The following is a 12,959-nucleotide window of genomic DNA, read 5'->3' as shown; positions in this document are numbered from 1 at the left end:
TATGCGCCTGAGACTCGTTCCGCAGGACACCAACTGGGATTTCTTCAAACGCTCGAAGCTGTGGCTGGGCATTTCCGCCGTGATGGTTGTGGTCGCGCTGGGCTCGTTCCTGATGCAGGGGCTGAATTACGGCATCGACTTTCGCGGCGGCACAACGATCCGCACCGAAAGCCCGACGCCGGTCGATGTGGGCGCCTATCGTGACGCCGTGGCGCCGCTGGGGCTGGGCGACATCACCATAACCGAGGTGTTCGACCCGGGGTTCGCCGACGATCAGAACGTGGCGATGATCCGCATCCAGGCGCAGGACGGCGAAGAGGCCGTCAGCCCCGAAGTGGTGCAGCAGGTCGAGGACGCGCTGGCCACCTTCGCGCCCGATATCCGCTTTGTCAGCGTGGAATCGGTGGGGCCCAAGGTGTCGGGCGAGCTGATCCAGACCGCGGTCATCGCCGTGGTGCTGGCGATCGGGGCGGTGCTGATCTATATCTGGCTGCGCTTCGAATGGCAGTTCGCGCTGGGGGCGGTGGCCGCGCTGGTGCATGACGTGGTGCTGACCATCGGCATTTTCTCGGAGCTGCAGATCCGGTTCGACCTGGCGATCATCGCGGCATTGCTGACCATCGTCGGCTATTCGCTGAACGATACCGTGGTGGTGTTCGACCGGGTGCGGGAAAACCTGCGCAAATACAAGCAGACGCCGCTGAAAGAGGTGCTGAACCGCTCGATCAACGAAACCCTCAGCCGGACGATGATGACCTCGGTCACCACGCTGATTGCGCTGATCGCGCTGTTCGTGCTGGGCGGCGACGTGATCCGCGGTTTCGTCTTTGCGATGATCTGGGGCGTGATCGTGGGCACCTACAGCTCGATCTTCGTGGCCTCGGCGCTGCTGCTGCGGCTTGGGGTCAAGCGCGACTGGACCAAGCCCGACAACACCACAGGCAACCAGTTCGCCAACATAGATGCCTGATATCCTGTCGCAGGCCCTCGGGGTCGGGGGCCTGTGGCTGGTCGTTCTCGGGGCGGTCCTGTCGGGCGTGGTGCGCGGGTTTTCGGGGTTCGGCACCGCGCTGATCTTCATCCCTTTGGCGGGGCAGGTGCTGCCGCCGGTCTGGGTCATCACCATCCTCGTGGTGATGGACATGTTCGGCCCGGCGCCGAACCTGCCGCGCGCCTGGCGCGAGGGGATGCCGGGGCAGGTGGGCTGGATGCTGCTGGGCGCGGCGATCTGCCTGCCGCTGGGGCTGGCGGTGCTGGTGCGCGTATCGCCCGAAATCTTTCGCTATGCGGTCTCGATCCTGGCCATTGCGGTGCCGGTCGTGCTCAGCCTCGGGCTGCGCTATCGCGGGGCGATGTCGCGGCCGCTGCTGGCGGGAACGGGCGCGGTGTCGGGCTTTCTGGGCGGTGTCGCGGGGCTGCCGGGGCCGCCGGTGATCCTGCTCTACATGGCCGGACCCAACCCGCCGGTGCTGATCCGCGCCAACACGATGGTCTATCTCTATGCCTTCGACATGATGCTGCTGGGCGTGCTGGCGATGCAGGGCCGGCTCGAGGCGGTGCCGGTCGTGCTGGGCCTGCTGATGGCGCTGCCGAACATCGCGGGCAACATTCTGGGCGCGCGGGTATTTCATCCCGGCCATGCCCGCGTGTATCGTGGGGTGGCCTACGCGATAACCATCGCCGCTGCGATCAGCGGCCTGCCACTTTGGGACTGACCCGATGGAACTGCACGAGATCCGCTATGACAGCGCCGTCCCGGTCGAGGGCTACGGCCCCGGCTTTTTCCGCATCGACGGCCAGGTGATCGAGGGCGCGATGATCGCCACCGCCGAGCGTGCGCGGGGCTGGAACGGGCTGGACGACCTGTCCCCGCTCGAGGCGCTGGCGGGGCAGGTGGACGTGCTGTTCCTGGGCATGGGCGCCGATATCGCCCACGCGCCCGCCGCCCTGCGCGCCCGGCTGGAGGAATTGGGGCTGGGGGTCGAGGTCATGTCCTCGCCCGCGGCCTGCCGCACCTACAACGTGCTGTTGTCCGAGGGCCGCCGCGTCGCGCTGGCCGCGCTGCCGATCTGAACGGCAGAATCGCAGGCGGTGCGATTCTGTGCGGAATTCCGCACGATTCGCCCGGTTTTCCGTGCGATATTCCGCACAGCACACGCCGCCCGCATGGCAGACATGCGTCGACGGGATACCTAACCTGCTGAAAAACAGCGCGTTTCGCCCGAATCGCGGGCAGCCCTCACATTTTCTTGAGCCGCAGCCCGCAGATGGTGATTCTTTCCCCAGCGCGCGCCGGGCCCTCCGGCGTGCCGGATGAAATGTCTCGAGACCTGGGAGGAGACCGATGAAAACCCTTATGACCACCGCCGCCATGGCGCTGGCGATGACCGTGACCGCACAGACCGCAACCGCGGCCTGCGACGACGGCGAGATCGTCATCAAGTTCAGCCATGTCACCAATTCCGACAAGCACCCCAAGGGGATCGCGGCCACCATGCTGATGGAGCGCGTGAACGAAGAGATGGACGGCAAGGCCTGCATGGAGGTCTTCCCGAACTCGACGCTCTACAACGACGACCAGGTGCTCGAGGCGATGCTGCAGGGCGACGTGCAGATGGCCGCGCCCTCGCTGTCGAAATTCGAGCAGTTCACCAAGCAGTTCCGCATTTTCGACCTGCCCTTCATGTTCAAGAATATCGAGGCGGTGGACGAGTTCCAGAACTCCGAGACCGGCCAGGCGATGAAGGCGTCGATGACCCGCCGCGGCCTGCTGGGGCTGGAATTCTGGCATAACGGCATGAAGCAGATGTCGGCCAAGACACCGCTGCTGGTGCCCTCGGACGCCGCCGGGCTGAAGTTCCGCGTGCAGAATTCCGACGTGCTCAAGGCGCAGATGGCGGCGATGGGCGCCAGCCCGCAGCCGATGGCCTTTTCCGAGGTCTACGGCGCGTTGCAGACCGGCGTCGTGGACGGGCAGGAAAACACCTGGTCGAACATCTATGGCCAGAAGTTCTTTGAGGTGCAGGACGGCATCACCGAAACCAACCACGGCATCATCGACTACCTCGTGGTGACCGGCGTGGACTGGTGGGAAAGCCTGGATGCCGACGTGCGCGACCAGCTGGCCACGATCCTGACCGAGGTGACCACCGAGCGCAACGCCGCCGTGGGCGAGGTCGACGCGCAGGCCCGCCAGGCGGTGCTGGACGCGGGCAGCACCATCCGCGAGCTGACCGGCGAGCAGCGCCAGGCATGGGTCGACGCGATGAAACCCGTCTGGGAGCAGTTCCAGGACGACGTGGGCCAGGAAAACATCGACGCGGCCCAGGCGATCAACGCCAAGCATTGAGGTCCGGCACATGCCGGACGGCCCGGCCCCCGCCATCGGGGCCGGGCCGATGCCATCTGTCAAGAAAATCGGGGGAGGCTGACCAGATGTCGGGACACGACGCACCGGACAGCATCATCGGCCGTGCGGTCAACGAGATCGAGGAAACGGCCATCGCGATCCTGCTGGGCGCCATGACCATCGTCACCTTTGTCAACGTGGTGCTGCGCTATGGCGTGAACAGCCGGTTCGGTCGCTGGTTCGAGGGCGTGCTGGGCGTCGATCTGCCCACCGGGCTGATCTGGGGGCTTGAGGCGACCACGTTCCTGTTTGCCTGGCTGGTGCTGTTCGGCGTGAGCTACGCCGTCAAGGTCACCGCCAACCTGGGGGTCGACGCGCTGATCACCGTGTTCCCGCCGCAGGTCCGCCGGGCGCTGGCGCTGATCGCGGCGGCCATCTGCGTGGCCTATGCCGCGCTGCTGATGAAGGGCGCGTGGGATTACTGGGCCAATTTCGCCAACCTGCCGAAAACCACCGGCCGCTGGTTTCCCACCGGCTTCGAAGAGATGCGCGGCACGTCCTATCGCGGCTGGTACGAGGTGGTCGATATCCCGATGCCCGAAATGCTGCGCTGGATCGAGCCGATCATGAACGAGGGCGAGCATTACGAGAAGATCCCCCGCTTCATCCCCTATTTCATCCTGCCCTTCGGCATGGCGCTGCTGCTGTTCCGCTTTCTCCAGGCCGCCTGGCGCATCTGGACCGGCCGCGCCGAGAGCCTGATCGTCAGCCACGAGGCCGAAGATGCGGTCGAGGACGTGGCCCACATGAACCGGGGAGACTGATCCGTGGAAGTCGTCATTCTCTTTACCATGGTCGTGGGGCTGATGCTGATCGGCGTGCCGATCGCCGTTGCGCTCGGGTTTTCCTCGACCGTCTTCCTGCTGGTGCTCAGCGACACCTCGCTCGCCTCGATCGCACAAAGCTTTTTCCAGGCGATGGCGGGGCATTACACGCTGCTGGCCATCCCGTTCTTCGTTCTCGCCTCGTCCTTCATGTCCACGGGCGGGGTGGCGCGGCGGATCATCCGGTTCTCCATCGCCATCGTGGGGCATTTCCCCGGCGGGCTGGCCATCGCGGGGGTGTTCGCCTGCATGTTGTTCGCCGCGCTGTCGGGCTCGTCCCCGGCGACGGTGGTGGCCATCGGCTCGATCGTGATCGCGGGGATGCGGCAGGTCGGCTATTCCAGGGATTTCGCCGCGGGCGTCATCGCCAACGCGGGCACGCTGGGCATCCTGATCCCGCCGTCCATCGTGATGGTGGTCTATGCCAGCGCAACCGACGTGTCGGTGGGGCGGATGTTCCTGGCCGGGGTGATCCCGGGCCTGCTGGCCGGCACCATGCTGATGCTGACGATCTATGTCATCGCAAAGATGCGCGACCTGCCCAGGGGCGAGTGGCGCGGCTGGGGCGAGGTGGTCGATTCCGGCATCGAGGCGGGCTGGGGCCTGTTCCTGATCGTCATCATCCTGGGCGGCATCTATGGCGGCATCTTCACCCCCACCGAGGCCGCGGCGGTGGCGGCGGTCTATGCCTTCCTGATCTCGAGCTTCGTCTACCGCGACATGGGCCCGCTGTCGCGGCCCGAGGGTGAGCGCAACCTCAACCTGCTGCAGAAACCCATCGCGCTGCTGAGCGCCTTTGTCCACCGCGACACGCGCGACACGCTGTTCGAGGCGGGCAAGCTGACGGTCACGCTGATGTTCATCATCGCCAACGCGCTGATCCTCAAACACGTGCTGACCGACGAACAGATCCCGCAATCCATCGCCGCGGCGATGCTGGACGCGGGTTTCGGCCCGGTGATGTTCCTGGTGATCGTGAACGTGATCCTGCTGATCGGCGGGCAGTTCATGGAACCCTCGGGGCTGATCGTGATCGTGGCGCCGCTGGTCTTTCCCATCGCCATCGAGCTGGGGATCGACCCGATCCACCTGGGGATCATCATGGTGGTGAACATGGAGATCGGGATGATCACGCCGCCGGTGGGGCTCAACCTCTTCGTGACCTCGGGCGTGGCGGGGATGCCGATGATGCGGGTCGTGCGCGCGGCGCTGCCCTTCCTGGCAGTGCTGTTCGTCTTCCTGATCATGGTGACCTATATCCCGGTGCTGTCCACATGGCTGCCGACCACCTTCATGGGCCCCGAGATCATCACGAAATAGCCGCCCCGCCACGGGTAGCGGGCCGTCCCGCGCGGGCGGCCCGTTTGCGCGGCAAGGGCTTCATCGTTCCCGAAATACTCCCGCCGGAGGCATCCGCCATCCGCCACGGGCGCCACGGCGGGGGCGTGCCGATGGGGCGCCCTCGATCGATTCGACCGGATATGGGGGGAAAGTGCAGGCTTCTGTTGCCAGGTGCCTGCGAACCCCGCCTTACGCGGCTAGGCGCAAGGGCTTAGATTTCGGTCTTGTTACTGCTTACGCAGCAACTGCAACCGGAGCACGATTGTCGTTGGCAATTATGCAATGTGAACCGATAACGGTGGTATCTCACCGGGACAAAGCCACACCTTTACACGTTCGTCGATCCTGTTTCGGCCCCAAGACCCGCCAACGACCGGGTATATGGTGGAGCCGCCGGGTACCGCCCCCGGGTCCGATCCGCTTATTACGAGCGCGTTTATGCCCATAGTCCCGAAGGACAGGATGAATATAGGCGCCGTTTCGGGCGTTGAAAAGGGGGGATTGATCTTTGCCGCCCGCGCTTGGACACTGGGGCGTGCAAAGACGTGGGATTTCGGGGGGTTGCCCGATGCCGCGGGAACGGAGGGGCGATGATCACACCGGATTACGCGCGCCGCATGGCCGCCTACAACGCCTGGCAGAACCGGCAGCTCGACCAGGCGATGGGCGCGCTGGACCACGCGGCGCTGGTGGCCGACAGGGCGGGATTCTGGGGCTCGATCCTGGGCACCGCCAACCACCTGCTCTGGGGCGACCGGATGTGGATGGCGCGGTTCGGCGTCGGGTCCGCGCCGGAACAGGGCCTGCCCGACAGCCCCGCGCTGCATCCCACCCATGCCACGTGGAGCGCGGAACGCTTCCGGCTGGACGGGCGCATCGCGCTCTGGGCCGAAGGGTTGCACGCGGTCGACCTGGCCGGGCGGATGCGCTGGTATTCCGGCGCCGCCGGGCGCGAGATGGAGCGGCCCGTGGGCGAGATCGTGATGCACATGTTCAACCACCAGACCCATCACCGCGGCCAGATCCACGCGATGCTGACCGCCGCCGGTGTCGCGGCCCCGGTGTCCGACCTGTTCCTGATGCCCGAGGCGTAGGGGAAGGGGGCGCTGCCCCCTCGGCCTGCGGCCTCACCCCCGGAGTATTGCCGGAACGATGAAAACGGGCGCGGGGCCCCGCGCGGAAAAGAAGGAGGCGAGAGATGTTCAACGCGCTGGTCGTGGACAAGGACGAGGACGGCAAGACCCATGCCGGGGTCAGGCAGCTGGAGCTGGAGGACCTGCCCGGCGCCGAGGTGACGGTGGCGGTGGAATATTCCACGGTGAATTACAAGGACGGGCTGTGCATCGGACCGGGCGGCGGGCTGGTGCGGCATTATCCGCATGTGCCGGGCATAGATTTCGCCGGCACGGTCGAGGATTCCTCGGACGCGCGTTACAGGCCCGGCGACAAGGTCGTGCTGACCGGCTGGCGCGTCGGTGAGGCGCATTGGGGCGGATATGCGCAAAAGGCGCGGGTGCGGGCCGACTGGCTGGTGCCGCTGCCCGAGGGGCTGGATACGCGGCAGGCGATGGCGGTGGGCACCGCCGGGCTGACTTCGATGCTGTCGGTGATGGCGCTGGAGGATCACGGGCTTGCGCCGGGCCATGGCCCTGTGCTGGTGACCGGGGCCGCGGGCGGGGTCGGGTCGGTGGCGGTGGCGCTGCTGGCCAGCCTCGGCCACGAGGTGGCCGCCGTGACCGGCCGGCCCGAGCAGGGCCCCTACCTGCGCGATCTTGGCGCCAGCCGGATCGTCGCGCGCGAGGAACTGACCGAGGTCACGCGCAAGCCGCTGGAGTCCGAGATGTGGGCGGGCTGCATCGACGCGGTGGCGGGGGCGATGCTGGGCCGTGTCCTCAAGCAGGTGAAATACGGCGGCTCCGTCGCCGCCGTGGGTCTTGCCGGCGGCGCGGCGATCGAGGGGGCGCTGATCACGCCCTTTATCCTGCGCGGCGTCAACCTGCTGGGCATCGACAGCGTGATGCAGCCCTTTGCCAACCGCCTGCGCGCCTGGGAGCGGATCGCCCGCGACCTGCCGCTGGACAAGCTGGAGGCGATGGTGCAGCCCGCGACCCTGTCGGACCTGCCGCAACTGGGCGCCGACATCCTGAAGGGGCAGGTCAAGGGCCGGGTGGTCGTCGACGTGAACGCCTGACCGCGCCGCGCCGGGGCCGCTGGCCCCGGTTTTCCCTGAGATATTCGGCATTTGGAATGCAGGAGAAATGTCGCTTTCCGTCGCGGAAGCGCCGCGTCGATTTGCACTCGGGGCGGAATGCGCGTTACCCTTGCGACAGGAGGACGCGCCCCGGAGACGCCGCGGCGCCCCCTTGGACACGAAAACAACAGACGCGCGGGACGGTTGGCCCGACGTTATGGCCATCCCCCCGGATAATCGCGCGTGGAAGGAGGGAACACCTGTGTTCAAACGCATCATGGTGCCGATAGATTTGGCGCATAAGGACAAGCAGACACGCGCATTGCAATGCGGGGCCGACCTGGCCCGGCTGTACGATGTGCCGCTGGTCTATGTCGGTGTCACGGCCGAGACGCCGGGCAGCCTTGGCCACAACCCTGCGGAATACAGCGAAAAGCTGACCGCCTTTGCCACGGCCGAGGGTCAGGCCCGCGGCATCGCGGCCTCTGCGCATATGGAACTGAGCCACGATCCCACCTCGGACATGGACGACTGCCTGCTGCGCGCCATCGACGCGACCGGGTCGGACCTGGTGGTCATGGCCAGCCATATCCCGGGCCTGGCGGAATATATCTGGCCGTCCAACGGCGGCAAGGTCGCCGCCCATGCCAAGGTCAGCGTGATGGTCGTGCGCGGATGAGCGCGCGTCCCAACAGACATTCGAGGGAACGCAAACCATGAGTGATAGTTCAAACCAGGGTATCCCCGAGCCGGAAGGCATCGCGGATATCATCGAGACCGATTACGAGATCGGTCAGGACAATATCGAAACGCAGATCGGGCCGTTCGGCCTGGATATCCACAACCCCGTCTTCCTGGTCTCGGGGCTCGTCATCATTGCCTTCGTGTTCTACACGCTGGCGCTGCCGGAACAGGCGGGGGCGGCGTTCAGCTGGATGTTCTCGGCGGTGACCAAGGGGTTCGACTGGTTCTTCCTCGGCGCGGCCAACATCTTCGTGCTGTTCTGCCTGCTGCTGATCGTGCTGCCGGTGGGCAGCGTGCGGCTGGGCGGCGCGGACGCGACGCCCGATTACAGCTATATCGGCTGGTTCGCGATGCTGTTCGCTGCCGGCATGGGCATCGGGCTGATGTTCTATGGCGTGTCCGAACCGATGAGTCACTTCGCCTCGTCGATCGGCGGCACGGCGGCCGAGAACGGCGCGCGCACCGACTGGGCGCCTCTGGGCGGGGCGGCCGGCAACGAGCATGAGGCCGTGCGGCTGGCCTTTGCCGCCACGATCTTTCACTGGGGGCTGCACCCCTGGGCGATCTACGCGGTGGTGGCGCTGGCGCTGGCGCTGTTCAGCTATAACAAGGGTCTGCCGCTGACGATCCGCTCGGCCTTTTACCCGATCTTCGGCGATGCCGTCTGGGGCTGGGTCGGCCATGTCATCGACATCCTCGCGGTGTTCGCCACGCTGTTCGGCCTGGCCACCTCGCTGGGCTTTGGCGCAACACAGGCGAATGCCGGCCTGAACGAGCTGTTCGGCATCCCCGTCGGCCCGACGACCGAGGTGATCCTGATCTCGGCCATCACGGCCATTGCGCTGATCTCGGTGGTGCGTGGCCTCGATGGCGGTGTGAAGGTGCTGTCGGAAATCAACATGGGGCTGGCGGCGCTGCTGCTGCTGTTCGTGCTGTTCGCGGGGCCGACCGTCGCGATCCTGACCGGGTTCGTCGATTACCTGGGCGCCTATCTGCAATACCTGCCCGCCCTGTCGAACCCCGTCGGGCGTGAGGACGTGAACTTCAGCCAGGGCTGGACCTCGTTCTACTGGGCCTGGTGGATCAGCTGGTCACCCTTCGTCGGCATGTTCATCGCCCGCGTCAGCCGTGGCCGCACGGTGCGCGAATTCATCATCTGCGTGCTGCTGATCCCCAGCCTTGTCTGCGTGTTGTGGATGAGCGTCTTTGGCGGCGTGGCGATCCAGCAGGTGATCCAGGACGGCTATACCGCCGCGCAGGAGGCCCCGCTGGAACTCAAGCTGTTCAAGATGCTGGACCAGTTGCCGCTGACGCAGATCACCTCGCTGATCGGGATCGTGCTGGTGATCGTGTTCTTCGTCACCTCGTCGGACTCGGGGTCGCTGGTGATCGACACGATCACGGCGGGCGGCAAGGTCGACGCGCCGGTGCCGCAGCGGGTGTTCTGGTGCATCTTCGAAGGCGCCGTGGCCATCGTGCTGCTGCTGTCGGCCGGCGGGTTGAGTTCGCTGCAATCCATGGTGATCTCGACCGGGCTGCCCTTTACGCTGGTTCTGCTGGTGATGTGCTGGGCAATCTGGAAGGGCCTGTTGGCCGAGCGCCGCGCAAGCTGAGCGCCCGCAAGACACGATGCAAAAGGCCCCGTTCGCGCGGGGCCTTTTCCTTTGCCGCGACGGCGGGGATTGCACCCGCGCGCGGTTTCCCCTTGAGTGGGCGCAAGACCATCAGGGGGTGTGATCATGGATCTGGATATCGACTTCGTGCGCGCGCAGTTTCCGGCTTTCGCGGAGCCGTCGCTGCAGGGCCAGGCGTTTTTCGAGAATGCGGGCGGCTCTTATACCTGCGGGCCGGTGATCGAGCGGCTGACGCGGTTCTACCGCAGCCGCAAGGTGCAGCCCTATGGCCCTTACGAGGCCAGCCGCCTTGCCGGCGAGGAGATGGACGAGGCACGCGCCCGGCTGGCCGCGCTGATGGGGGTGGACAGCGACGAGCTGAGCTTCGGGCCATCGACCACGCAGAACACCTATGTGCTGGCGCAGGCGTTCCGCCAGTGGATGCAGCCGGGCGAGGCGATCGTGGTCACGAACCAGGACCACGAGGCCAATACCGGCCCGTGGCGGCGGCTGGCCGAGGCGGGGATCGAGATCCGCGAATGGCGCATCGACCCCGAGACCGGCGCGCTGGACCCCGACGACCTGGCCGACCTGCTGGACGAAAAGGTGCGGCTGGTCTGTTTCCCGCATTGTTCCAACGTGGTGGGGCAGGTCAACCCGGTGGTCGAGATCACCGCCATGGCCCATGCGGCGGGCGCCTTCGTCTGTGTCGATGGCGTAAGCTATGCCCCGCACGGGCTGCCGAATGTCGGGCTGATGGGGCCGGATATCTACCTGTTCTCGGCCTACAAGACCTATGGCCCGCATCAGGGGATCATGGTGATCCGCCGCGCGCTGGGCGAGCAATTGCCGAACCAGGCGCATTATTTCAACGCCGGCACGCTTTACAAACGCTTCACGCCGGCGGGGCCGGACCATGCGCAGGTGGCGGCCAGTGCCGGGATCGCGGATTACTTCGATGCGCTGGCCGGCCATCACGGGATCACCGGCGATGCGGCGGCGCGCGGGGCGGGGGTGCATGACCTGATGCGCGGGCACGAGGTGCGGCTGTTGCAGCCCTTGCTGGACTACCTGAAGGCCAGGAACTCGGTCCGGCTGCTTGGCCCCGGCCGGGCCGGGGATCGTGCGCCGACCGTCGCGGTCGATGCCCGCCGCCCCGCCGCGCCGCTGGCCGCCGCGCTGGCGGATCGCGGGATCATGGCGGGGGGCGGGGATTTCTATGCCGTGCGCGCGCTGGAGGGCATGGGCGTGGACCCCGCGCAAGGCGTGCTGCGGCTGAGCTTCGTGCATTACACCCATCCTGACGAGGTGCAGAAACTTATCGGGGCTCTGGACGAGATTCTTTAATCCGGTCGCAGGCCTGGCGCGTATTCCTGATAAAATCGGAGCAGCCTGTTGTCGGATATCGCCCCCACGATACTATGGCTCCGCCGCGATCTGCGGCTGGGCGACCATCCCGCCCTGACCGCCGCGTGCAAATCCGGTGGGCCGGTGATCCCGGTTTTCATCCATGACGATCCGGTGGCGGGGCTGGGGGCGGCGCCGAAATGGCGGCTGGGGCTGGGGTTGGAGTATTTCGCGCGGGCCCTGGAAGGCAAAGGCAGCCGGTTGATCCTGCGCCGGGGCGAAGCGTTGCAGGTGTTGCGCGACCTGGTTCGTGAAACCGGCGCGCGCCGGGTGCTCTGGACGCGGCTTTACGACCCGGATGCGATGGCGCGCGACAAGGCGGTCAAGGCCGCGCTGAAAGGGGACGGGATCGACGCGCGCAGTTTCGGCGGGCATCTGTTGTTCGAGCCATGGACGGTGGAGACCGGGCAGGGCGGGGCCTACAAGGTCTTCACTCCCTTCTGGAACGCGGTAAAGCGCCGCGAGGTCGCGCCGCCCTTGCCCGCACCCTCCCGAATCCCGGCGCCCGATCGCTGGCCGGTTTCGGACGATGCGGGCGACTGGCGGATGGGCGCGGCGATGCGGCGCGGTGCCGATGTGGTGCGCCCCCATGTGCAGCTTGGCGAAAGCGCCGCACAATCGCGGCTGGGGGCCTTCATGGCGCATAAGGTGGCCGATTACGGCCGGATGCGTGATGTCATGGCCGAGGACGGCACATCCCGCCTGTCGGAAAACCTGTCGCTGGGCGAGATCAGCCCGCACCAGTGCTGGCACGCCGGCCTGCGCGCCCGCGAAGAGGGCAAGGCGGGGGCCGAGACCTTTCTGAAAGAACTGGTCTGGCGCGAATTCGCCTATCACCTGATGTATCACACGCCCCGCATCCTGCACGGCAACTGGCGCGAGGAATGGGACGCCTTTCCCTGGAACGAACGAGAGACGGGGGCGGTGATGCGCTGGAAACAGGGTCGCACGGGGATCGGGATGGTCGATGCCGCCATGCGCGAGATGTACGTGACCGGCCGGATGCACAATCGCGGGCGGATGATCGTTGCCAGTTTCCTGACGAAACACCTGCTGACCCACTGGAGGATCGGCCTGCACTGGTTCGGGGATTGCCTGATCGACTGGGACCCGGCCAGCAACGCGATGGGCTGGCAGTGGTCGGCGGGGTCGGGGCCCGACGCGACGCCCTATTTCCGTGTGTTCAATCCCGATACGCAGCTCGACAAGTTCGACCCCGACCGCCGCTACCTGCGCCGCTGGATCGCCGAGGGGCAGTGCACACCGCCCGATACCGCCCTGTCCTATTTCGACGCGATCCCGCGCCGCTGGGGCCTGTCGGCGGCGGATGGCTACCCGGCCCCGGTCATCGCGCTTGACGAGGGGCGCAAGCGGGCGTTGAGCGCCTATGGGGCCCGCAACTTCTGACTGCGCGGGGGCAACGAAAACCT

At 66.4% G+C, this 12,959-nt stretch carries 12 protein-coding genes and 1 other RNA gene; 12 read left to right on the top strand and 1 reads right to left on the bottom strand.

Annotated features, from left to right (window positions below; genetic code table 11):
• Position 1: 1 nt before the first annotated feature.
• The 6 genes from secF to F3H87_RS09000 all read left to right on the top strand — a co-directional run bounded on the left by secF (position 2) and on the right by F3H87_RS09000 (position 5,553).
• Positions 2–970: a protein translocase subunit SecF gene (gene secF / locus F3H87_RS09025; protein WP_149789261.1), complete on the top strand. Its 969-nt coding sequence runs from the start codon at positions 2–4 to the stop codon at positions 968–970.
• Positions 963–1,715 carry a sulfite exporter TauE/SafE family protein gene (locus tag F3H87_RS09020; protein ID WP_149789262.1) on the top strand — a complete coding sequence of 251 codons (753 nt, stop codon included), beginning with the start codon at positions 963–965 and terminating at the stop codon, positions 1,713–1,715. The genes secF and F3H87_RS09020 overlap by 8 nt, the downstream gene beginning before the upstream one ends.
• Before the next feature lie 4 nt (positions 1,716–1,719).
• Positions 1,720–2,073 (top strand): Mth938-like domain-containing protein, encoded by a 354-nt coding sequence (locus F3H87_RS09015; RefSeq protein ID WP_149789263.1) that lies wholly within the window; start codon positions 1,720–1,722, stop codon positions 2,071–2,073.
• Between the two features lie 271 nt (positions 2,074–2,344).
• A complete protein-coding gene (locus F3H87_RS09010; RefSeq protein WP_149789264.1) occupies positions 2,345–3,349 on the top strand; it encodes a DctP family TRAP transporter solute-binding subunit in 1,005 nt (334 codons plus the stop codon).
• A gap of 86 nt (positions 3,350–3,435) precedes the next feature.
• Entirely contained in the window at positions 3,436–4,173 is a 738-nt protein-coding gene (locus tag F3H87_RS09005; protein ID WP_149789265.1) for a TRAP transporter small permease, read from the top strand.
• Between the two features lie 3 nt (positions 4,174–4,176).
• Positions 4,177–5,553, top strand: coding sequence for a TRAP transporter large permease (locus F3H87_RS09000; RefSeq protein WP_149789266.1), 1,377 nt, complete (start codon positions 4,177–4,179; stop codon positions 5,551–5,553).
• 171 nt (positions 5,554–5,724) lie between these two features.
• On the opposite strand, the gene ssrA is transcribed toward F3H87_RS09000, so the two are convergent.
• Positions 5,725–6,072, bottom strand: a transfer-messenger RNA (tmRNA) gene (gene ssrA / locus F3H87_RS08995).
• Between the two features lie 92 nt (positions 6,073–6,164).
• Between ssrA and F3H87_RS08990 the strand changes: the two genes are divergently transcribed.
• The 6 genes from F3H87_RS08990 (at position 6,165) to F3H87_RS08965 (ending at position 12,936) form a co-directional block, all read left to right on the top strand.
• Entirely contained in the window at positions 6,165–6,668 is a 504-nt protein-coding gene (locus tag F3H87_RS08990) for a DinB family protein (RefSeq protein WP_149789267.1), read from the top strand.
• A 104-nt stretch (positions 6,669–6,772) separates the two neighbouring features.
• Complete coding sequence (gene acuI, locus F3H87_RS08985) at positions 6,773–7,765, top strand: acryloyl-CoA reductase (RefSeq protein WP_149789268.1); 993 nt, start codon at positions 6,773–6,775, stop codon at positions 7,763–7,765.
• 262 nt (positions 7,766–8,027) lie between these two features.
• Positions 8,028–8,444 (top strand): universal stress protein, encoded by a 417-nt coding sequence (locus tag F3H87_RS08980; RefSeq protein WP_149789269.1) that lies wholly within the window; start codon positions 8,028–8,030, stop codon positions 8,442–8,444.
• 37 nt (positions 8,445–8,481) lie between these two features.
• Positions 8,482–10,122 carry a BCCT family transporter gene (locus F3H87_RS08975; RefSeq protein WP_149789270.1) on the top strand — a complete coding sequence of 547 codons (1,641 nt, stop codon included), beginning with the start codon at positions 8,482–8,484 and terminating at the stop codon, positions 10,120–10,122.
• 126 nt (positions 10,123–10,248) lie between these two features.
• Entirely contained in the window at positions 10,249–11,469 is a 1,221-nt protein-coding gene (locus F3H87_RS08970; protein ID WP_149789271.1) for an aminotransferase class V-fold PLP-dependent enzyme, read from the top strand.
• A 48-nt stretch (positions 11,470–11,517) separates the two neighbouring features.
• Positions 11,518–12,936, top strand: a complete 1,419-nt coding sequence (locus F3H87_RS08965) for a cryptochrome/photolyase family protein (protein ID WP_149789272.1) — start codon at positions 11,518–11,520, stop codon at positions 12,934–12,936.
• Positions 12,937–12,959 lie beyond the last annotated feature (23 nt).

This window comes from Lutimaribacter pacificus, assembly GCF_900142185.1.
GTDB lineage: Bacteria > Pseudomonadota > Alphaproteobacteria > Rhodobacterales > Rhodobacteraceae > Lutimaribacter > Lutimaribacter pacificus.
This window is presented reverse-complemented; position numbering and strand designations above follow the sequence as displayed.

Coding starts and splice junctions, on each gene's coding strand:
- secF (WP_149789261.1), top strand. CDS start 2: ATGCGCCTGAGACTCGTTCCGCAGGACACCAACTGGGATTTCTTCAAA.
- F3H87_RS09020 (WP_149789262.1), top strand. CDS start 963: ATGCCTGATATCCTGTCGCAGGCCCTCGGGGTCGGGGGCCTGTGGCTG.
- F3H87_RS09015 (WP_149789263.1), top strand. CDS start 1,720: ATGGAACTGCACGAGATCCGCTATGACAGCGCCGTCCCGGTCGAGGGC.
- F3H87_RS09010 (WP_149789264.1), top strand. CDS start 2,345: ATGAAAACCCTTATGACCACCGCCGCCATGGCGCTGGCGATGACCGTG.
- F3H87_RS09005 (WP_149789265.1), top strand. CDS start 3,436: ATGTCGGGACACGACGCACCGGACAGCATCATCGGCCGTGCGGTCAAC.
- F3H87_RS08990 (WP_149789267.1), top strand. CDS start 6,165: ATGATCACACCGGATTACGCGCGCCGCATGGCCGCCTACAACGCCTGG.
- acuI (WP_149789268.1), top strand. CDS start 6,773: ATGTTCAACGCGCTGGTCGTGGACAAGGACGAGGACGGCAAGACCCAT.
- F3H87_RS08975 (WP_149789270.1), top strand. CDS start 8,482: ATGAGTGATAGTTCAAACCAGGGTATCCCCGAGCCGGAAGGCATCGCG.
- F3H87_RS08970 (WP_149789271.1), top strand. CDS start 10,249: ATGGATCTGGATATCGACTTCGTGCGCGCGCAGTTTCCGGCTTTCGCG.